17 protein-coding genes are annotated in these 20,077 nt (G+C 60.4%); 9 read left to right on the top strand and 8 right to left on the bottom strand.

What is annotated here, in order from left to right:
• Positions 1-50 precede the first annotated feature (50 nt).
• Positions 51-1,577, bottom strand: a complete 1,527-nt coding sequence (locus tag D6858_RS09300) for a flavin-containing monooxygenase (RefSeq protein ID WP_120109270.1) — start codon at positions 1,575-1,577, stop codon at positions 51-53.
• A gap of 184 nt (positions 1,578-1,761) precedes the next feature.
• On the bottom strand, positions 1,762-2,640 hold the full coding sequence (locus D6858_RS09295; protein ID WP_120109268.1) for a MipA/OmpV family protein: 879 nt from the start codon (positions 2,638-2,640) through the stop codon (positions 1,762-1,764).
• A gap of 172 nt (positions 2,641-2,812) precedes the next feature.
• On the opposite strand from D6858_RS09295, the gene crtY reads away from it, so the two are divergent.
• The 5 genes from crtY (at position 2,813) to D6858_RS09270 (ending at position 9,137) form a co-directional block, all read left to right on the top strand.
• Positions 2,813-3,994, top strand: coding sequence for a lycopene beta-cyclase CrtY (crtY, locus tag D6858_RS09290; RefSeq protein WP_120109265.1), 1,182 nt, complete (start codon positions 2,813-2,815; stop codon positions 3,992-3,994).
• Positions 3,991-5,484 carry a phytoene desaturase gene (locus D6858_RS09285; protein WP_120109263.1) on the top strand — a complete coding sequence of 498 codons (1,494 nt, stop codon included), beginning with the start codon at positions 3,991-3,993 and terminating at the stop codon, positions 5,482-5,484. Before crtY ends, D6858_RS09285 begins: the two co-directional genes overlap by 4 nt.
• Positions 5,481-6,062, top strand: coding sequence for an LOG family protein (locus D6858_RS09280; RefSeq protein ID WP_120109261.1), 582 nt, complete (start codon positions 5,481-5,483; stop codon positions 6,060-6,062). Before D6858_RS09285 ends, D6858_RS09280 begins: the two co-directional genes overlap by 4 nt.
• Positions 6,063-6,088: 26 nt before the next feature.
• On the top strand, positions 6,089-7,162 hold the full coding sequence (locus D6858_RS09275; protein ID WP_120109259.1) for a phytoene/squalene synthase family protein: 1,074 nt from the start codon (positions 6,089-6,091) through the stop codon (positions 7,160-7,162).
• A gap of 64 nt (positions 7,163-7,226) precedes the next feature.
• Positions 7,227-9,137 carry an acetyl/propionyl/methylcrotonyl-CoA carboxylase subunit alpha gene (locus D6858_RS09270; RefSeq protein WP_120109257.1) on the top strand — a complete coding sequence of 637 codons (1,911 nt, stop codon included), beginning with the start codon at positions 7,227-7,229 and terminating at the stop codon, positions 9,135-9,137.
• 41 nt (positions 9,138-9,178) lie between these two features.
• Here the strand turns inward: D6858_RS09270 and D6858_RS09265 are convergent, their stop codons facing one another.
• The gene (locus tag D6858_RS09265; protein ID WP_120109255.1) at positions 9,179-10,447 is read right to left on the bottom strand and encodes a multidrug effflux MFS transporter; all 1,269 of its coding nucleotides are present in this window, start codon (positions 10,445-10,447) and stop codon (positions 9,179-9,181) included.
• 89 nt (positions 10,448-10,536) lie between these two features.
• Here D6858_RS09265 and dinB point away from each other — a divergent pair, with 89 nt between their 5' ends.
• The gene (dinB, locus tag D6858_RS09260) at positions 10,537-11,667 is read left to right on the top strand and encodes a DNA polymerase IV (protein ID WP_120109253.1); all 1,131 of its coding nucleotides are present in this window, start codon (positions 10,537-10,539) and stop codon (positions 11,665-11,667) included.
• Positions 11,668-11,689: 22 nt separating this feature from the next.
• Here dinB and D6858_RS09255 read toward each other — a convergent pair whose 3' ends face one another.
• The 5 genes from D6858_RS09255 to D6858_RS09235 form a co-directional block, all read right to left on the bottom strand.
• Positions 11,690-12,172 (bottom strand): NUDIX hydrolase, encoded by a 483-nt coding sequence (locus tag D6858_RS09255; RefSeq protein ID WP_240623787.1) that lies wholly within the window; start codon positions 12,170-12,172, stop codon positions 11,690-11,692.
• Positions 12,160-12,780 (bottom strand): 6-phosphogluconolactonase, encoded by a 621-nt coding sequence (locus D6858_RS09250; RefSeq protein ID WP_120109251.1) that lies wholly within the window; start codon positions 12,778-12,780, stop codon positions 12,160-12,162. Before D6858_RS09250 ends, D6858_RS09255 begins: the two co-directional genes overlap by 13 nt.
• A gap of 72 nt (positions 12,781-12,852) precedes the next feature.
• Positions 12,853-13,314, bottom strand: a complete 462-nt coding sequence (locus D6858_RS09245; RefSeq protein WP_120109249.1) for a Dps family protein — start codon at positions 13,312-13,314, stop codon at positions 12,853-12,855.
• A gap of 91 nt (positions 13,315-13,405) precedes the next feature.
• A complete protein-coding gene (locus tag D6858_RS09240; RefSeq protein ID WP_120109247.1) occupies positions 13,406-13,966 on the bottom strand; it encodes a TMEM165/GDT1 family protein in 561 nt (186 codons plus the stop codon).
• A 10-nt stretch (positions 13,967-13,976) separates the two neighbouring features.
• The gene (locus D6858_RS09235; protein WP_120109245.1) at positions 13,977-15,302 is read right to left on the bottom strand and encodes an alkaline phosphatase PhoX; all 1,326 of its coding nucleotides are present in this window, start codon (positions 15,300-15,302) and stop codon (positions 13,977-13,979) included.
• A 239-nt stretch (positions 15,303-15,541) separates the two neighbouring features.
• On the opposite strand from D6858_RS09235, the gene msrB reads away from it, so the two are divergent.
• The 3 genes from msrB (at position 15,542) to D6858_RS09220 (ending at position 20,060) form a co-directional block, all read left to right on the top strand.
• Positions 15,542-15,988, top strand: a complete 447-nt coding sequence (gene msrB, locus D6858_RS09230) for a peptide-methionine (R)-S-oxide reductase MsrB (RefSeq protein WP_120109243.1) — start codon at positions 15,542-15,544, stop codon at positions 15,986-15,988.
• Between the two features lie 2 nt (positions 15,989-15,990).
• On the top strand, positions 15,991-17,481 hold the full coding sequence (locus tag D6858_RS09225; protein ID WP_240623786.1) for a protein adenylyltransferase SelO: 1,491 nt from the start codon (positions 15,991-15,993) through the stop codon (positions 17,479-17,481).
• 314 nt (positions 17,482-17,795) lie between these two features.
• Complete coding sequence (locus D6858_RS09220; RefSeq protein WP_240623784.1) at positions 17,796-20,060, top strand: TonB-dependent hemoglobin/transferrin/lactoferrin family receptor; 2,265 nt, start codon at positions 17,796-17,798, stop codon at positions 20,058-20,060.
• The last annotated feature ends 17 nt before the right edge of the window (positions 20,061-20,077 follow it).

Here is a 20,077-nt window from a genome sequence, read left to right as displayed (position 1 = left end):
CTCGACCAGCGACATATCGTTGTCGACGGGCGCTGCGATACTGCCCGCCGTTATGCGGTTTCGATGACCCTTGCAGATCGCGCACTGGTTTGTTCACCGTCATATACGAATTCAGTCCCAGCGCAGTCGATCACAGGTATCTCTTCCCGCTCTGCCCAATAGTTCTGATTGTGTCGCCATTCGGGCTTGTCACCGCGGCGCGGTAACTGATCCAGACCACGCATCAGATATCCGGGATTGAAGTTATCGGCTTCGATCCAGGGGTGCAGCTCCATTCCCTCGTCTTCCGGACGGAGCGCCACCTCCACCCGCTTCGCACCAATTTGCGCCATGTAGTTGAGTAGGCTGCAGATGAAATCGCCCATCATGTCCACGCGCAGCGTCCAGCTTGCGCGGAAATACCCCATGACCCACGCCATATTGGGCACGCCGGTAAACATCATCCCGCGATAGGTGACGGTATCATGCCAGTTCACTGGCTCTCCATCGACTTCGAACGGGATGTCGCCCATCACCGACAGGCGAAAACCCGTGGCAGCCACGATCAGGTCCGCTTCGATTTCCTCACCCGATGCCGTGCGAACGCCCTTTTCAGTGAAACGGTCGATGGTGTCGGTCACAACAGTCAGCTTGCCTGCCTTGGCAGCACGGAAAATGTCGCCCTCCGGGCAGAACGCCAGCCTTTGCTGCCACACGCGATATTTGGGTGTGAAGTGCGGTTCGAAGGGAAAATCGGGATCGCCGGTGAATGCTCTCACCAGTTCCTTCAGATCTTCAAACACCGCCTCAGGCTCTGTCTGGCAGCGTTTGGTCAGTTGATCCTGATCATACATGATCTGCTGGCGTACAACACGGTGCACGGTCGGTTCGTCCACCCCCACTTCGCGCAGGCGATCCGCCAGTTCATTCCTGTTTTCCGAACAATAGAAATAGGTGGGCGACCGCTGCAGCATCGTCACGTGCGCGGCCTTCACAGCAAATTGGGGAATAACCGTCGCCGCCGTGGCTCCCGATCCGATCACCAGAATGCGCTTGCCGCTGTAATCGTATTCCGGATCCCACAATTGGGCGTGGACGAAGTCGCCCCTGTAATCGTTCAAACCCGGCCAGTTGGGGATATATGGCTTTTCGTGGTCGTAATACCCCTGACACATCCACAGGAAGTTGCAGGTGAAAATCACCGTTTCATCGCTGGCGGTCTTGCGCGCTTCGACCGTCCATAAATCGGTATCGCGCGAATAGCTGCACTTCTCGATCCGGTGGCCATAGCGGATATGATCGTCGATGCCGTTCTCCGCGATCACCTCTCCCATGTAATCGAGGATCGCCTGCCCGCTGGCGATCGGCGCACCGATCCACGGTTTGAAGCGATAGCCGAAAGTATAAAGGTCGGAATCCGACCGGACACCGGGGTATTTGTGCGTTTCCCACGTGCCACCGAACGTGTCCTTCATCTCAAGGATCGCATATGTCCGCTCGGGACATTGCTGCTGCAGGTGATAAGCCGAACCGATGCCGGAAATCCCCGCTCCGGCTATCAACACATCGAAATGACTGGCGCTGTTTTCGTGAACCATAGTTGCAATTCCTCTCCATTATAGGTTCGGTTTTGCCACTTATGTTGAACGTAATCCTTGATCCGGATCAAACGCTATTCGATCGGTTTGTCGAGCGCCTGCCCAACACCCCACTGGCCCAACCCCGATGGCGACCACTTCGCAGAGGCAGCAGTCAAGGCGGGGATCCGGGGTATGGGAACGCTTAGAAAGTGTAGCCGATTCCCAAGCCACCAAACCATTGGTCGGCGCTACCACGAATAGAGGTGTATGGCGTGTCTTTCGCATCGCCCAGCATGTGCGAATATCCGCCGATGAACACCAGACCGAGGCCACCGTTCGTCAGGTCGCCATCGAGATCCACACCAACAATCAGATTGGCCCCGGCTTTGGTCCAGCCCGATCCGGCCGTATAAGTCGGCAAACCGCTGGCGGCGCTCTGCGTCGGGCTGACAGAATAATAGTAATCCATGAATTTGCGGTCGCCGTGCTCGGCAGATACCGAGAGCATAGCGATCATCCCGCGACTGAGCGGAGTGAAATAGCTGATACCGGGGGAGATGGCAGTGCCGCGGTGAGCACCGTTAATATCGTGGGTGACATCTACGCTGAAGCTCAGCCGGTCGTATGGGTTGAGAACAGCAGGCATCGACACGCCTGCATTGCCGCCGATTTCTATCGCCGTTTTCAGCTTTCCCGCACTGGCGACCACCGGGTCTTCGATCTGGCGGGCCCGGTCGGACCGGATACGCAGCACCGGGCCAAGCGCGAAACCGGCGCCTTTGTCAGGATCGGGAATGAAATCGAGCGCCACACCGCCAGCGCGTGGCCGGATCGCCACGCCGCCCAGACTTCCCTGAATCAACGGGACGGGAAACGCGACATAATCGTCCGAACCGGAATAGCTGGGACCATAGCCGACCCCGGCACCGATCGACACCCAATCCCCATCGTAAACAGTACCGCCCTGCCTGTCGGCGGGGCCTTGCACTGCCTGCTCGGATGATGCGTCTTGCCCCAATGCAGGCCCGGCAGACAAAAGTGCGCCGACAGCCAGTACCGCCGGAAATACTGAGAATTTCATTGTGTAGCGTTCCCCTGTTGTTGGTTTTGAAAACGAGCAAATCGCGCCGCCGTTCCTGCCTTGCGCCACCAAGGTCGGTTTCCCCACGCAACCAGTTGCGAATACTCGATTTAATTCGAAAGCGCAGCGAAGGTCGTTGCCCGCCGCGGAAATGCCGCCTAGGTCGGAGCGAATGACAGCGCGCAGGATCGATATGGCAATTGCCGGGGGTGGCCTGGCCGGTGGCCTGATCGCGCTCGCCTTGCACAGAGCCCGCCCGGAATTCACCATTGCCCTGGTCGAACAGGGGCCGATGATCGGCGGCAATCATCGCTGGTCTTGGTTCGCCAGCGATCTCGATGCCGATGGCGCCGCACTCCTCAGCGGATTTCGCACCGCTTCGTGGGGCGGATATGATGTGCGCTTTCCGGGCTATCGGCGCGATCTGGGCACCGCCTATCACTCGCTGGCCTCAGTCGATTTCGATGCGGCGCTGCGCCGCGAACTGGCCGAAGGGGCGCTGATCGTCGGCCGTTCGATCCACTCGCTCGATGCACGCGGGATCGATCTGGATAACGGCGAACGGATCGAAGCACGGACCGTCATCGATTGCCGGGGAATCGACAGCGCGGCGCAACTCACCGGCGGGTGGCAGGTGTTCATCGGCCGTCACTTGCGAACCCCTCGACCCCACGGCATCGCGCGGCCCACGATCATGGATGCCGATGTGGAACAGTACGGGGCCTATCGCTTCGTCTATACCCTCCCCCTTGGCGCGCAGGATTTGTTTGTCGAAGACACGTATTATGCCGACACTCCGCAACTCGACCGCAATGCCCTGTCAGGCAGAATCGACCGCTATTGCCAGCGTGCAGGCTGGCAGGGAAATCCCGTGGGCTTCGAAACCGGGGTGCTGCCCGTGATAACCGGTGGCAACTTCGCAGCATTTCAGGCGGCCCACCGGATCGACGGAGTCGCCGTGGCGGGGACGCGCGGCGGGTTCATGCACCCGCTTACCAGTTATTCACTGCCCTTCGCAGTCGAAACCGCACTCGCCATTGCCCGCGATGCCGATTTACCCGGCGTCCAGCTTGCCGCGATGCTGGAGGGGCGCGCACGGCAACATTGGTCGCGCACCCGATTCTATCGCCAGTTGGGTCGGATGTTATTCAGGGCCGGTTCGGCAGAAGAGCGATGGCGGATATTCGCGCGCTTCTATCGCCTGCCCCGCCCGCTGATCGAGCGATTTTATGCGGCACAGACTACGCGCCTCGATAGGGCACGGGTTCTGTGTGGGAAGCCTCCTGTGCCGGTAATGGGTGCACTCGCTGCATTGGTCGGGCAAGGGCGCGCGTTGGAAAGGGATGCGGCATGAGTGCGGAAGGAAAAACCGCTTGCGTGATCGGTGCCGGGTTCGGCGGGCTGGCACTGGCCATCCGCTTGCAGGCCGCAGGTATTCGGACCACTGTCGTGGAAGCGCGCGACAAGCCCGGCGGGCGGGCCTATGTCTGGGAACGCGATGGCTTCACCTTCGACGCTGGCCCAACAGTCGTTACCGACCCCGCGTGCCTGCAAGAGCTGTGGGAACTGACCGGGCACGAGATGGCAGCAGACATCGAACTGATGCCGGTCATGCCGTTCTATCGTCTGAACTGGCCCGATGGCACGACTTTCGATTATTCGAACGACGACGCGCAACTGCGCGAGGCGATCCTGCGTATCGCCCCGGCAGACCTTGCCGGATACGACGCATTCGCGCGCTATTCCGCCGGCGTATTCGAAGAGGGGTATCGCAAGCTCGGCTCTGTCCCGTTCCTCGATTTCGCCAGCATGGCCAAGGCCGCACCAGCACTGGCCAAACATCAGGCGTGGCGCTCCGTATTCTCGATCGTCAGCAAATACGTGAAGAGCGAACATCTGCGGCAGGCGTTGAGCTTTCACACGCTGTTGGTGGGCGGCAATCCGTTCACCACCAGTTCGATCTATGCCCTGATCCACAAGCTGGAAAAGGATGGCGGCGTGTGGTGGGCGCGTGGCGGTACAAATCGCCTGATCGCCGCGATGGTGCGCCATTTCGAACGGCTGGGCGGCACACTACGGCTGAGCGATCCGGTGGTGCAAATTCACACAGTCGGCACCCGCGCGACCGAGGTCGAATGCACATCCGGCTGGCAACAACGCTTCGATGCAGTGGCCAGCAATGGCGACGTGGTGCACACCTATCGCGACCTCTTAAAAGGCACCAAGCGCGGGGACAAGGAAACCAAACGTCTGACGGGCAAGCGTTTCAGCCCCAGCCTGTTTGTGGTGCATTTCGGGCTGGAAGGGAGCTGGCCCGGCATCCCGCACCATACGATCCTGTTCGGCCCACGCTACCGCGGATTGCTGGAAGATATCTACGACACCGGAGTGCTGCCGCAGGATTTTTCGATCTATCTGCACCACCCGACAGTGACCGATCCGAGCATGGCCCCGCCCGGCAAAAGCACGTTTTACGCACTGGTGCCTGTGGCGCATATGGGCAAGCTGACGGTGGACTGGGAACAAGTCGGCCCCATTCTGGAACAACGCGTTCTGGCAGAAATCGGTCGCCGCCTGATCCCCGATATCGACGATCGTATCGTGACCAAATTCCATTATACGCCGCGCGATTTTTCCAGCGATCTGAACGCGCATCTGGGAAGTGCGTTCAGCCTCGAACCGATCCTGACGCAAAGCGCATATTTCCGCGCGCACAATCGCGACGATGAAATATCCAACGTCTATCTCGTCGGCGCCGGAACCCACCCCGGCGCCGGTATTCCCGGTGTTGTCGGCAGCGCGAAGGCGACTGCCGGATTGATGATAAAGGACCTGACTGAATGAACCGTCTCGCCATTTACTGTGGCTCTGCCACGCCTGCCGATCCGCGCTACATGGAACTGGCGCGCGAAGTGGGGCGGACATTGGCCGAACGCGGGATCGGCGTGGTCTATGGCGGCGGGCGGCTCGGGCTGATGGGTGCTGTAGCCAGCAGTGCATTGGCAGCAGGTGGAGAAGTGATCGGAGTGATCCCCGATGCGCTGGCCGGATCCGAAGTCGCCAATACCGACTGCACCGAACTCTATACCGTTTCGGGAATGCACGAACGCAAACAACGCTTCACCGATTTGAGCGACGGTTTCATCACGATCCCCGGCGGGGTCGGCACGATGGACGAATTGTGGGAAGCGATGAGCTGGGCCCAATTGGGATATCACAGCAAGCCGGTCGGCCTGCTCAACGCGTTTGGCTTCTATGACGATCTGATCGCATTCAACCGCCGGATGGCCGAGGTCGGCTTTGTCCGCCCCGCGCACCAGACCATCCTGATCGCAGACGAAGCCCTGCCATCTCTGCTGACAAAGATGGAAAGCTATCAGCCACATACACCTATCTTTTCGATGAAGGCAGACGACCTGTGAGCCCGCCGCGGCGCATATCGCCGCGGATGCTGGCGCCGTCGCGGATCATCCGCAGCACTCCGGCGCAGGCTGGTGGCGGGAGAGACCGAGATGCACTGATACAAAAAGCCCACGATGCCATCGAACAGGGATCGCGCAGCTTTGCCGCCGCCAGTCGCCTGTTCGACCGGCACACGCGCGAACGTGTGTGGCTGCTCTATGCGTGGTGTCGGCGGTGCGACGACATCGCCGATGGGCAGGACATGGGTGGCGAGTTGTCGACCGATGGCGATCCGGCCAAACGTATCCGGGCGATCCGCTTGCTGACGCAGCGCGCGTTCGAAGGTCTGCCCACTGCCGATCCGGCATTCGATGCTTTCGGGCTGGTCGCGCGCGAATGCGGCCTCACCCGCGAAATGGCCGAAGATGTCATCGAAGGTTTCGCGCTCGATGCCGCCGGGTGGCGGCCGCGCACGGAAATGGATCTGGCGCGCTATTGTTATCACGTTGCGGGTGCTGTCGGCGTGATGATGGCCGTGGTGATGGGGGTGCAGAAAGCGGACAGCGAATTGCTGGACCGTGCATGCGATCTGGGCATTGCCTTCCAGCTCGCCAATATCGCCCGCGATATCAACGAAGATGACAAAGCCGATCGCTGTTACATCCCGGTGGAATGGCTGGTTCAGGAAGATATCGAGCCGGGCCAGCATATGAAGCCGCACCATCGGCAGGAACTGGCCGACATCACCGCCCGCCTGATCCGGCGGATGGAGCGGCACGAGGCGATGGCCCGCGTCGGTGCCGCACACCTGCCTTTCCGCAGCCGCTGGGCGGTGCTTTCCGCGGCCCGTATCTATGGCGCTATCGGGCGCGAAGTCGTCGCGCGCGGTAAGGCGGCGTGGGACCATCGGGTGGTGATCGGCTCTGCAGCCAAGGCGCGCCATGTGGCCGCTGCATTCTGGGAAGCTGCTCGCAATCGCCCCAAAGTTCCCGCGGAACCGCCCGAATGGACGCGCGGCGATATCCTGATCGAAGTGCGTATGGCCGGCCCCGTCGCGCCACCCTCGTTTGAGCCTTTGCCCGACGAATTTGACGGTCAGGCGCGCCAAACCGAGAAATAACAGGCCAGAACTCATCGGGTTAGGGGCACTCGCAATCGGCGGAAACTTTGGCTAACCCGTGATCATGATTGCTAAGCTCCTGATCGCCAATCGCGGCGAAATCGCCTGCCGCATTATCCGCACCGCCCGCGCCATGGGCATTGCTACCGTGGCAGTCTATTCCGATGCCGACGCCAAGGCGCTGCATGTCCGTCAGGCAGACGAAGCAGTGCACATCGGCCCTTCCCCGGCCGCCGAATCCTATCTGATCGGAGAACGGATCATCGCAGCAGCGAAGGAAACCGGGGCGGAGGCGATCCATCCCGGTTATGGCTTCCTGTCGGAAAACGCCGATTTCGCGCAAGCGGTGATCGATGCCGGTCTGATATGGGTCGGTCCGAAGCCGGACAGCATCCGCGCGATGGGCCTGAAAGACGCCGCCAAAGAACGGATGATCGCCGCCGGGGTGCCGGTGACGCCAGGCTATCTCGGGGCGGACCAGTCTGTCGAACGGTTGACTGCGGAAGCGGACAAGATCGGTTACCCCGTTCTTATCAAGGCGGTTGCTGGCGGCGGGGGCAAGGGAATGCGGAAAGTGGACGCCGCCGCCGATTTCCCCGCTGCGCTCGAATCCTGCCAGCGCGAAGCCCGCGCCAGTTTCGGCAACGACGAAGTTCTGCTGGAAAAATGGATCACGTCCCCCCGCCACATCGAAGTGCAGGTGTTTGGCGATAGCCACGGCAACGTCGTCCACCTGTTCGAACGCGATTGCTCGCTCCAGCGCCGCCATCAGAAAGTGATCGAGGAAGCCCCCGCCCCCGGCATGGACGAAAGCACCCGTGCCGAAATCTGCGCCGCAGCCGTGCGCGCCGCCAAGGCTGTTGATTATGAAGGCGCAGGCACCATCGAATTCATCGCTGACGCTAGCGAAGGCCTGCGCGCCGACCGCATTTTCTTCATGGAAATGAACACCCGTTTGCAGGTCGAACATCCGGTGACAGAGGAAATCACCGGGGTCGATCTGGTCGAATGGCAGTTGCGCGTGGCCAGCGGGGAAGCGATCCCGCTGAAACAGGAAGACCTCGGCATCAATGGCCACGCTATCGAAGCGCGGCTCTATGCCGAAGATCCGGCGAAAGGTTTTCTGCCCAGCACCGGGCGGCTCGATCACCTGATTTTCGGCAATGCCAACCGGATTGAAACCGGGGTGGAAGAAGGCGGCACCGTCTCTCCATTCTACGATCCGATGATTGCCAAGGTCATCTGCCACGCGCCGACCCGCGCCGCTGCCATCGACGATCTCGCACTGGCGTTGGCGGAAACCGAGGTCTGGCCGGTGCGGACCAATGCCGGATTTCTTGTTCGCGCGCTGGAATCCGACCGTTTTCGCGCCGCCGATCTCGATACCGGGTTTATCGGCGATGCAGGCGATGCTCTGATCCCGATGGGCGAACCAAACGACGACGAATGGCATGTCGCGGCGCAGATTGCAGCCGCCGAATTCGCCGGGATGCCAATGTCCGGTTTCCGCCTCAACGCCGCACCACGCCGCACGGTCGCACTTGCCAATGGCGAGAGCAGGCGCACTATCGATCTGCCCACAGCGGAAGGCGCCATTGTATCATTCGGCACCGACGAACCTGCATTCCACGCAGCGGACAGTGCGACGATTTCCGGCTATCGTGCGAACGATCAGGTCATCGTGTTCGCGAACGGTGTCGGCCACGCATTCGACAGCGCGATGCGCGGCACCGGCCACGCCTCCGCTGCCGATGGAGCGATTCTGGCGCCGATGCCGGGCAAAGTGATCGCCGTCGATATAACCGAAGGCGACACCGTCACTGCCGGGCAGCGCCTGATAGTGCTCGAAGCGATGAAAATGGAACACGCGCTTACCGCCCCGTTCGACGGGACCGTTACCGAACTGAACGCCAGCGAAGGTGGTCAGGTTCAGGTGGAGGCAGTGCTGGCCGTGGTGGAACCAACGCAAGAGTAGGTTCAGAGCCCATTGCAGGCAGCGCGATGCCGCCGCCCTGATCAATGCACCTCGTGCATCGCCAGATATTTGCGCGCATCATGCGGGCGGCGGAACAGGCGCCAGCGTTCGCTGAACAGTACCAGCCCCAATGACAGCAAGCTGCAAATCAGCAGAGCATGGGCCATCGGCCGCGCGCTATCGTCGTAAGCCTGCCCGATAAGAATGCCCAGCCCGGCACCGATCAGCATACGCACGAACGATTGCACCGAACTGGCCGCACCGGCGGTATGTTCGAACGGTTGCATTGCTATCGAACCGAAATTCGCACCCATAAATCCCAGCAAACATAAGTTGGCCGACATCAGCGGCACGAACAACATCAGCGAATGCGGCTGATAATGCGCCGCCCACACCTGCACCGCCGAAATCACGATGAAAGCGCAAAGCGCGCTGTGCGACACACGCCGTGCGCCGAACCGTTCCACAATCCGTGAGTTGGTGAAACTCGACACCGCCAGCGTCGATGCAGTGGCCCCGAAGATGACCGGGAAGGCTTCGTTGGCGTTGAAGTGTTCGCCAATCAACTGCTGAGCACTGTTGATATAACCGAACAGCGCGCCAAAGGTCAGCCCGCTGCCGACAACATAGCCGACCGCCGTTCGCGTGCGGAATGTAAGCGGCAGGTTATGCAATACGGTCTTGAACTCCATCGGCTGCACATCTTCGGGGTGGAGCGTTTCGGGCAATCGCAGCGCAGTCCACAACGCCACCAGCGCAGCCAGAACCGCCATTGCCACGAACACCCAGTGCCAGCTCCCAACTTTCAGCACCGCATCGCCCATGCTGGGCGCGAGGACAGGCACCACCATGAATACGATGAAGATCGTGGACAGCAATTTCGCCATCTGATCGCCTTCGTAGCGGTCCCGAATAATGGCAGCGGGCAGCACGCTCAGCCCGGCGGTTCCAAAGCCCTGCAGACACCGCAATGCCAACAGCGCCCCAAACGAAGGGGCCACCGCGCATAACAAGGCAGTTGTCACATATATGCCCAGAGTGACAAGCAATACCGGACGGCGGCCAAACCGATCCGCGAAAGAGCCGGGCACCAGGCATCCGGCGCCACTGGCCAGCAGATAAAGGCCGACGATCAATTGCCGCTGGTTCGGATCGCTCACCCCCAACGACCGGGCGATTTCGTCCAGTGCCGGAAGCATTCCGTCAATCGCCAGAGCGCCAAGGCTCATCAACGCAGCCATCATCGCTACGAATTCCCATTGGGGAATAGTGCGCCCGCTGCCGTCGCTGGCTGATATTGCTTCCTTCATCACCGTCCATTGCCCAAGCCAGCCGCGGAAAGGAAGAGGGCAAGCGCGGCAATCTTCCTTAGCGCCCCATAAAGGCTTAGATTACCGGCATGAGCACCGCCGACGAAGATGATGATGACGGGGACGACCGCGAAGGCAGCGGCGGGCTACGCAAGATCATTCATGTCGATATGGATGCGTTCTTCGCGAGCGTCGAACAGCGCGACGACCCATCGCTGCGGGGCAAGCCTGTGGCAGTGGGCGGTTCATCCGGGCGCGGAGTGGTCGCAGCGGCCAGTTACGAAGCACGCAAGTTCGGGGTTCGCAGCGCAATGCCATCGGTTACTGCCAAGCGGCTGTGCCCCGATCTGATTTTCTGCAAGCACCGGTTCGATGTATATCGCGCGGTGTCCCAGCAAATCCGGGCTATTTTCCGCGATTATACCCCGCATGTCGAACCACTCAGTCTGGACGAGGCCTATCTCGATGTAACCGCCGACCTGAAGGGGATTGGCAGCGGCACTCTGATCGCGGAGGATGTCCGACGCCGTATCCGCGCCGACACCGGACTGACCGCCAGCGCCGGGGTCAGTTACAACAAATTCCTCGCCAAGATCGCCAGCGATCAGAACAAGCCCAACGGTATCTGTGTGATCCGCCCCGGCGAAGGCGCGGCATTCGTCGCCGGTTTACCGGTACGCCGGTTTCACGGCGTCGGACCCAAGAGCGCCGAAAAGATGGCAAAGCTGGGCATTGCCACCGGCGCAGACCTTGCGGGCAAGGATATCGCTTTCCTGCGCCAGCATTTCGGCAGTTTTGCCGAATATCTGTTTCGCGCCGCCCGCGGGATCGACTTACGCCCGGTCCGCGCCAACCGGGTCCGCAAATCGGTGGGCGGGGAACGGACCTTTGCCGACGATATCTCCAGCGGGGCGGCGCTCCGCAACACTTTGGAAGATATTATCGATATCGTATGGGACAGCATCGAACGGGCAGAGGCGCGTGGGCGTACTGTCACGCTGAAAATGAAGTACACCGACTTCCAGAACGTCACCCGCTCGCGCTCTGTCACACAGCCAGTGAGTGACAAGGGCACCTTTACCGCAATCGCGCGTGGCTTGCTGGACGATGCCCTGCCCCTACCCCTGCCGATCCGTCTGATGGGCCTGACACTCAGCAATCTGGAGCGAGAGGGAGACGAACAGCCGCCACCGGATGAAGCGCAATTGTCTCTGCTATAGCCGATAGGTGTGCCCTTTAGGCTCAGCGCACATCCCGTTGCCACACGGCGATCCGCTTGCGCGCCAGTGGTGAGAGCGGTTCGGGCCATTCACCGCTCCCAAAAAACCGCGCTGCGATCACTTCACGCCCGTCGGGACGAAGCTTTCCCGCTGCCTGTGCGGCCACGAGATAGGCGGTATGCGGCGCGCCGGATACCGTCTCCTCCAGCTTTTCGGTCAGTCGCACGTTCACCAGATCAATGCCCAGCTCTTCCGCCATTTCCCGCCGTGCGGCATCGAGCGGGTCTTCGTCATGCGACATGCCACCGCCGGGCAGAGACCATGCTCCCGAACCGTAGCTATGCCGCACCAACAGCAGGCGCCCTGCCCGATCCCCGACGAACACGCTCACCCCGGCAATCGCGGGACGAAACAGCAGGCGATAGCGATGGCGCACCCGGTGCGCGATCCGCAAGGCGAGCCGGTGCAGGGCGCGCGGCAGCAATCGTTCGATCAGGTGAAGCACGTAATCGGCTGTGTCGCCGCGCCAAGCAGGCGTGCAACCGGCAAATCGCACTCTCCGGCAACCGCCGCATCGAATACCGCGCGCTTATCGTCGCCACGGATCACGAACATCATCGCATCGCTATTCAGTAGCGACGGAATGGTAAGCGTGATCCGGTCGAAGGGGGCTTCTGGTGGCAAAGGGTCGGGTGTCAGCCGGCGTATCGGCTGGCCATCGTTCACTTGAGGATCGGTATTGGGAAACAGCGAGGCAATATGGCCGTCCGCCCCCATGCCGAGCCAGACCAGCGCGAAACGCGACACCTGTTCCATCGTCGTCAGCGTCACCACTTCCGCCCCTACCGGTTCGAGCAGGGCGCGGATGCGGCCGGTATTCGACGCCGCATGATCTTCCGGCACGATCCGGTCATCCCCGGGCCAGACCACTATCCGGCCCCAGTCAAGCGGGGCAGTCACCAGTTTTTTCAAAATAGGGAACGGGGTCGAACCGCCCGGCACAGTGATTTCGACTGGCCCGGGCCCTTCGGCCAGGGCAGCGCTCAGGCGCGCTTCGATCCATTCGGCAATTTCGCCATCTGCGGCGTGTTCGATAATGTGCAGGTTATCCATACCGCTCATATATCACAAAGCCCGCCGCGGCACAGGCCGGGCGGGCAGTGTGGATACGTTTTCGCGATGCGACTATTGCAGCGTTTCGGTCAGGAACCAGACCCGCTGTTCAGCCTGATCGATCCAGTCATCGACCATGCCATTGGTGGCATAATCGTCCGCCTGCTCGCTCGTTTCCTTCACTTCTTTCAGGCGTTCGAGAAGTTTGACGTTATCGTCGCGCAGTTCCTTGACCATTTCATCTGCCGACAGGCCAGTGTTGTCCTGATCGGCAATGTGGGTCGCCTGTCCGACCGATCCGACTGAAGTCAGGGTCTTGCCGCCCTGCTTCCGCACGCGCTCTGCGATCAGATCGACATTGCCGAACAATTCGGCCGCCTGCTCATCGAACAGCAAGTGCAGATTGCGGAAACGCGGCCCGGACACATGCCAGTGGAAATTCTTGGTTTTGAGATAAAGCGCAAGATGATCGGCCAGCGCGCCATTCAGCGCTTCGATCAAAGCTTTATGCGAATTGTCGCCTGTTTTGGGCATTGAATGGTCTCCTTCGTCCAGTTGGATTACACATCATATACGCACGAAGTGATGATCGGTTCATTGAATTCAATCGATGCCAATTATCGGATTAATCGATTATTCCGCGCACTCGCAGTCCGATCACGATGGCACCGATCAGCAAGATTACAGCAATAACAATGCGTACCGAGCGTAATGGTAAGCGTGCCTGAATATCGGCACCTGCCAATATTGCCATAGCGACCGCGGCCATCCCGCCCAGCGCACCGCCCACCCCTGCCACTACGACCGATCCACTGGCGGCCAATGCAAAAACCAGAAATCGCGCCGCATCGCCAACTTGCCGTGCAATCAGCACGATCAGAATCGGAAGGAAAGAACGCGTCGGTTCCTGCGGCAAACGTTCTTTGCGTGGCCACGCCAGCTCCGCAGCCGCAACCAGCAGCGCAATAGCAACCAGCATCGCCTGTGCCGGTCCGGGCGTCAGGTTGGCGATCAACGAGCCGGAAAAAGCCATTGCCGCCGCCGACACGACAGACGCGATAATACCGGCCACCATCAACGCGGTCGTATTGCCGAGCCGCTGCGAAAGCCGCGCCGCCAGTTGCCAGTCACGTCCACCGGTCGAGACGACCAGCACGGCAACGAAAGCGAACAGCAAAGTGGACAAATTCGCGCTCTCAGGTCCGCCAGGGACCGGTTATCGCGATTGTCTTTGCCGGGCTGTAAGCGTTCACAAACAAAGTCTTGCCATCTGGCGAGAAGCACGCCCCCGCCCATTCGGTCTGCTCGCGCAGCAATGCCAGAGGATAAGCGACACCTTGCGGCGTGATCCCACGCAAATGGTTTTCGACTGTATCTGTGTACTGGTCCTCGCACACCACCAGATCGCCAAATGGGGCAACCGTCAGATTATCCCCGTAATTGAATTCATCCTTGCTGCGGGACTCGAAGAACAGTTGCAATCGGTCGGGCGCGCCTGCCTTGCCAGGTACGAGGCGAAACACCTGCCCCAAATTTGCCGCCCCGCCGCTGGTACAGGCAAAATAAAGCTCGCCATCGCCCATATGGATGCCTTCGCCTCGGGCGAACAACGCAGCCCCGGCCGCAGCGCCGCGCTGACGCAAATCATCGTTCGGCGCTTCGACATCTTCGAGATCGACCCAGTCCACCGGGTTCCAGCTGCCCGGCTCCACCGTCATGCCATCCCAGTTGCGGGTATCGGCAATGCCTTCGCGCAGGACCAGCGCCTGCAACTTGCCCCCTTTGACCAGTTGTCCGGGCACATTGGGAATGAAGCGATACAGCAGCCCATCCTTGCGATCTTCGGTCTGGTACACGATGCCGGTTGCCGGATCGACGCAGGCCGCTTCGTGATTGAAGCGACCCATTGCCTTCAACGGAACGGGATCGACCAGCCCGCTGCCATTGGCAGGCACTTCGAAAACATATCCGTGATCGCGGTTGATCTTGCCATTGGCCCGGTCGACATTTTCTTCGCAGCTCAGCCATGTGCCCCACGGGGTGACGCCACCGGCGCAATTACGGATGGTGCCCGCCAGCGAGCGATATTGTTTCTCCACCGTCAGCGTCGCGGCATCCAGCACGAGAGTGGTCGTCCCACCCGGCAGCGGGACAAGGCTGCGCGCCACGGTATCGTAAGCCGGACCAGCAACACCGCCACCATCCTGACGCGGTTTCAGTTCGTGATTGCGAACCAGTGCAATCTTGCCACCGCCCAGATCGAAGCATCCCATACCGTCCGCTGCATCGGGGACAGTGAAGCCATCGCTCATCTTGTCGCCAAGTTGAGAAATCACGCGATAGGAAAACCCGCGCGGCAAATCGATAAAGCCCGCCGGATCGGCCACCAACGGGCCATACCCGGCCGCCGCGCCGAGAGGCGTGCTAGCAAGGCGAGTCGAGCATCCACTGGCGGCAAGCGCAGCAAATGCGCTGCCCGTGGCAGCAAGAAAGTGTCGGCGGTTGATCGGCATGTGAGTCATACAATTCCATTTCTGGCAGGTTCGATGCCCGCCTGCGATAGCGGAATGACGGTGCGATGACAGCCGAATTGAAAAGTAACCGGGAATATCCGGTGCACCACATTCGGCAACGCCGATACAATAAATCGCATAACCTCCAATCGTCCCGTTCGAAGCGACCAATGAGAGCAGCCCAAAGCGTTGAATCCGCGTTGGGCGGCACTACCTGTTCCCTGCCGCCTGCTTAATCGGAGATTTTCATGCTCAACTGGGAAGATGTCGTTGCCCGCGCCGCCGGTGGCAATCCAACTCCGCCACGACGGGTAAGCAAAACCGAAGACGAATGGCGCGACCAGTTGAGCGAAGCGCAGTTCTACGTCACACGGCAGAAAGGCACAGAGCGTCCGTTCAGCAGCGATATGTGCAGCCTGTTTCAACCTGGCCGCTACGCCTGCGCCTGTTGCGGCACAGAGTTGTTCGATTCCGCCACCAAGTTCGAAAGCGGAACCGGTTGGCCCAGCTTTACCGAACCGCTCGACGAAACCGCCGTCGCCTATCATGGCGACAACAGCCACGGGATGATCCGCATAGAGGCGCTGTGCAATGTGTGCGACGCACATCTGGGCCATGTCTTTCCCGATGGCCCGCCGCCCAGCGGGCTGCGATTCTGCATCAATGCTCTGTCGCTTGAAAAGGTCAGCACGTAATCGTGTCATCCGAGAGCGGCCTGCAAACCGGTTGGCATTTCGACAACAGCTATGTCCGTGATCTGGAAGGGTTCTACGCCCCCTGGCAGGTGGAGCCGACAGCTGCGCCCGAATTGTTACAGTTCAATTCCGCGCTGGCCGATCGCCTCGGCCTGTCGCACGAAAACATCAGCGATAGCGCGCTGGCGCAAATACTCGGCGGCAGTGTTCTCCCCAAGGGGGCCGAGCCGATTGCGCTAGCCTATGCCGGGCATCAGTTCGGCCATTACAATCCACAACTGGGCGATGGGCGTGCGCTGTTGCTGGGCGAACTGATCGCCCCCGATGGCGCGCGCTTCGATCTGCAGTTGAAGGGATCGGGGCGTACCCCGTTCTCCCGCAATGGAGATGGTCGCAGCGCTATCGGCCCGGCACTGCGCGAATATCTCGTATCCGAAGCGATGGCCGCACTCGGAGTGCCTACCACACGCGCTTTATCCGTTGTGGCAACAGGCGAGAGAGTGCAGCGCGAACGGGCCCATCCCGGCGCCGTGCTGGCCAGAGTGGCGGCGAGCCATATCCGCATCGGCACCTTTCAGTTTTTTGCCACGCATTTCGGCCCCGACCACGTTCGGCAACTTGCCGATTACACCATCGAACGGCACTATCCCGCAGCGGCAAATGCAGATCATCGGTATTTCGCGTTGTTCGAAGCCGCTTTGAACGCGCAGGTCGCATTGGTCGCAAAATGGACCAATCTGGGCTTCGTCCATGGCGTGATGAACACCGATAACGTCGCCATCAGTGGCGAAACCATCGATTATGGCCCTTGCGCTTTCATCGATAGCTATGCCCCCGATGCGGTATTCAGTTCGATAGACCGACAGGGTCGCTATGCATTCGGAAACCAACCCTTCATCGCACGCTGGAACATGGCGCAACTGGCACGTGCAATGCTGCCTGTTCTGGTGGACGAAGACCCGGATGCTGTCGACAAGGTCAACGCTCTGATCGGCACTTTCCCCGAACGATATATCGCCGCCTGGCTGGACGGCATGCGCGCCAAGCTGGGGCTAGCCAGCGTGGAAGAGGGCGATGCCGATCTCGCCAGCCGTCTGTTCAAAACGATGGAAGGGCAAAACGTCGATTTTACGCTGTTCTTCCATCAACTCGCGCGCGTCCCCGATGAAGGAGCGGCGGTTGTCAGCCGCCTGTTTTCCGATCCTCAGGCTGCCGATCCCTGGCTGGACGAATGGTTGGCCCGAATCGATCGCGATCCGCTCTCCGCAGCGGATCGGCGGGCTGCGATGAATGCAGTGAACCCGCTATATATTCCCCGCAATCACATGGTGGAACACGCGCTCGACGCAGCGGAAGAGGATAGCGACCTTGCGCCTTTCGAACGGCTGTTGGATGCGGTCCGCAATCCATACGCAGAACGCCCGGACCTGAGCGACTACGCACAGCCCGCACCACCCGAATTCGGCAAATATGTAACGTTCTGCGGCACCTGAAGCCGCAATTCCTGAAATCACCCTATCCCACCTGATTCGCTTAGCGAGGCTGAGCGAGGTTCCCGGCGCTGGCTGAGCGCCCCTGCGCCCGAAGAATGCCGCACTGTTCCGAACGCGAAACGCATTTCGCGAGCAACCGTGCCCCCCCTCACATCGGCTTTCACCGCGGCGAAGGTAAAGCCTTCAGTTCCCCATCCTCCGCGCCTCCCCCATCGATATTCCCCAGCCATCGTAGCCTGCGGGTTGACGGACAGCGATACCGATGCGAATAGATAGCTATTGCGAATCAATCTCATTATCAAAAAGGGGTGGGAATGAAGTTCCCTGCATCAAATAAAAGTGTCCGGCCAAGCCGCTGTTCTTTCCTGACGAAGCCGACAGAGGGGGCAGTTCGCCATTATGCCCGGCCCGCATGCGCCTCGCTGGCCATCGCCTTTGCCATGCTCACCACACCGGCACAGGCACAGGATAATGACGGCTATTTCTGGCTCAGCCGCATGAACCAGATTGTCGTCACAGCGACACGCACACCGGTCGAGATCGAAAATCTTCCGCTTACGGTATCGGTCACCACCGACGAGCAGATGGCGGACGAAATGGTGACAGACATCAAAGACCTTATCCGTTTCGAACCCGGCGTCAGCGTCCAACGCCAACCGGCACGATTTGGCGCTGCATTCGGCTCCACCGGTCGGGCTGGTAACGACGGCTTCAACATACGCGGCATCGGCGGAAATCGTGTATTGATTCAAGTCGATGGGGTGCGGGTGCCCGATGGTTTCTCCTTTGGCGCACAAAGCGTCGGGCGCGGCGACTATGTCGATCTGGGCCTGATCAAATCGGTTGAGATCCTGCGCGGTCCATCGTCAGCGCTTTACGGCAGCGACGGACTGGCCGGTGCCGTCAGCTTTATCACAGCCGACCCCACCGATTATATCAAAAACGGCAACTCTGTCGGTGGATTGGTTCGCGGCGCATATTCCAGTGCAGACAACGAATTCAGCGAAACCGCTATTCTCGCAGCGCGCAGCGGCGACTGGTCGGGCATGGTCGCCTATACCCGGCGCGATTACAACGAACTGGATAACAAGGGCACCGTCGGCGGTACTGGCAGCAGCCGTACCGAACCGAACCCGCAAGACGGGCGCTCCAATGCTGTGCTCGGCCGGATCGTCTTTGATCCCGCCAACGGCCACAAGCTGCGCCTGACCGCCGAATCCCTCGACACGCACTTGTTCACCGATGGTCTGGTCGGCCTCAGTTCCACAGTCGATCTGCTGCAGGCAGTCGATACCGGCAAGCGGCGCCGGGTCGGCCTCGACTGGAGCTGGGAAGGCGAAGGCGCGATCAACTTTGCACGGACAGCGGTATATTGGCAGGATGCCGAAGATCGCCAGTTTACCGACGAAGACCGAACACCAGCGGCCGATCGTGAACGACTCAACACATTCGAAAACCGGGTCTATGGATTCGCCGCCGATGCACGCTCCGACTTCGTCACCGGTCCGGCAAGTCATCGGCTCGTCTTCGGAGGCGATATCAGCAAGACCCGGCAGCGCGGAGTGCGCGACGGGGTAGAGCCTCCCTATGGCGAAGTATTTCCGACGCGCGCCTTCCCGACCACCGACTTCACCCGCGCCGGGCTGTTCGCAGGCGACGAGATCGCTGTCGGTCCACTGACGCTGTATCCGGCCATTCGTTTCGACTGGTATGACCTGTCACCGCGTGACGACGCATTGCTCCCAGGTTTTGTCGGGAAAGGGCAGGATGGTTCGCGCCTGTCGCCCAAATTGGGTGCTGTGCTGAAAATCGACGATGGCGTTCGGCTGTTCGCCAACTACGCCACCGGGTTCAAGGCCCCAGAACCGACACAGGTCAACCAGTTCTTCGAAAATCTGGCCTATGGCTACACATCGCAGCCAAACCCCGACCTTGGCCCTGAACGCAGCGAAAGCTTCGAAGGCGGTGTGCGCTTAAGCAGCAGCCATGTCAGCCTGGATATCACGGGCTTTACGTCACGCTATCGTGATTTCATCAGTCAGGAAGTTGTCAGCGGCAGCTTCACCCCCAGCGATCCCGCCGTGTACCAGTTCATCAATCTGGATCACGTGCAGGTGAAAGGGGCCGAAGCCCGCTTTGAAGCGCGTGCGGACAATGGCCTTAACGGGCGGCTGTCCCTGTCTTATGCGACGGGCGACGTGACAAGCCCCGATGGCGCAAGTACGCCGCTGTCATCGATCGATCCGCTCAAGCTGGTCGTCGGGCTTGGCTACCGCGATCCGCAGGGACGCTTTGGCGGACAGCTCATTGCAACGCACAGCACGCGTAAGGAACTGGATCGCACCACCGGTCTCTGCACGCCCGAATGCTATCGCCCCGGCGCTTTCACCATACTCGATGCCACGGCGAACGCCCGACTGTGGGAAGGGCTGACCCTGCGCGTGGGTGTCTTCAATATCTTCGACGAAAAATATGCCTGGTGGAGCGATGTGCGCGGCCTCGCGTCCACTTCAACTGTGACCGATGCCTACACCCAGCCGGGCCGCAACGCGAGCGCATCGCTTACGTATCGCTTCTGAAGCACAACAGGGGAACG

The organism is Tsuneonella suprasediminis, assembly GCF_003605755.1.
In the GTDB taxonomy this organism is placed as follows: Bacteria; Pseudomonadota; Alphaproteobacteria; order Sphingomonadales; family Sphingomonadaceae; genus Tsuneonella; species Tsuneonella suprasediminis.
This window is presented reverse-complemented; position numbering and strand designations above follow the sequence as displayed.

Excerpts from the sequence above, each read along its gene's own strand:
- D6858_RS09285 (WP_120109263.1), top strand. The coding sequence starts at position 3,991 with ATGAGTGCGGAAGGAAAAACCGCTTGCGTGATCGGTGCCGGGTTCGGC.
- D6858_RS09270 (WP_120109257.1), top strand. The coding sequence starts at position 7,227 with ATGATTGCTAAGCTCCTGATCGCCAATCGCGGCGAAATCGCCTGCCGC.
- D6858_RS09265 (WP_120109255.1), bottom strand. The coding sequence starts at position 10,447 with ATGAAGGAAGCAATATCAGCCAGCGACGGCAGCGGGCGCACTATTCCC.
- D6858_RS09300 (WP_120109270.1), bottom strand. The coding sequence starts at position 1,577 with ATGGTTCACGAAAACAGCGCCAGTCATTTCGATGTGTTGATAGCCGGA.
- crtY (WP_120109265.1), top strand. The coding sequence starts at position 2,813 with ATGACAGCGCGCAGGATCGATATGGCAATTGCCGGGGGTGGCCTGGCC.
- D6858_RS09295 (WP_120109268.1), bottom strand. The coding sequence starts at position 2,640 with ATGAAATTCTCAGTATTTCCGGCGGTACTGGCTGTCGGCGCACTTTTG.
- D6858_RS09220 (WP_240623784.1), top strand. The coding sequence starts at position 17,796 with ATGAAGTTCCCTGCATCAAATAAAAGTGTCCGGCCAAGCCGCTGTTCT.
- msrB (WP_120109243.1), top strand. The coding sequence starts at position 15,542 with ATGCTCAACTGGGAAGATGTCGTTGCCCGCGCCGCCGGTGGCAATCCA.
- D6858_RS09235 (WP_120109245.1), bottom strand. The coding sequence starts at position 15,302 with ATGACTCACATGCCGATCAACCGCCGACACTTTCTTGCTGCCACGGGC.
- D6858_RS09275 (WP_120109259.1), top strand. The coding sequence starts at position 6,089 with ATGCTGGCGCCGTCGCGGATCATCCGCAGCACTCCGGCGCAGGCTGGT.
- D6858_RS09280 (WP_120109261.1), top strand. The coding sequence starts at position 5,481 with ATGAACCGTCTCGCCATTTACTGTGGCTCTGCCACGCCTGCCGATCCG.
- D6858_RS09245 (WP_120109249.1), bottom strand. The coding sequence starts at position 13,314 with ATGCCCAAAACAGGCGACAATTCGCATAAAGCTTTGATCGAAGCGCTG.
- D6858_RS09250 (WP_120109251.1), bottom strand. The coding sequence starts at position 12,780 with ATGGATAACCTGCACATTATCGAACACGCCGCAGATGGCGAAATTGCC.
- dinB (WP_120109253.1), top strand. The coding sequence starts at position 10,537 with ATGAGCACCGCCGACGAAGATGATGATGACGGGGACGACCGCGAAGGC.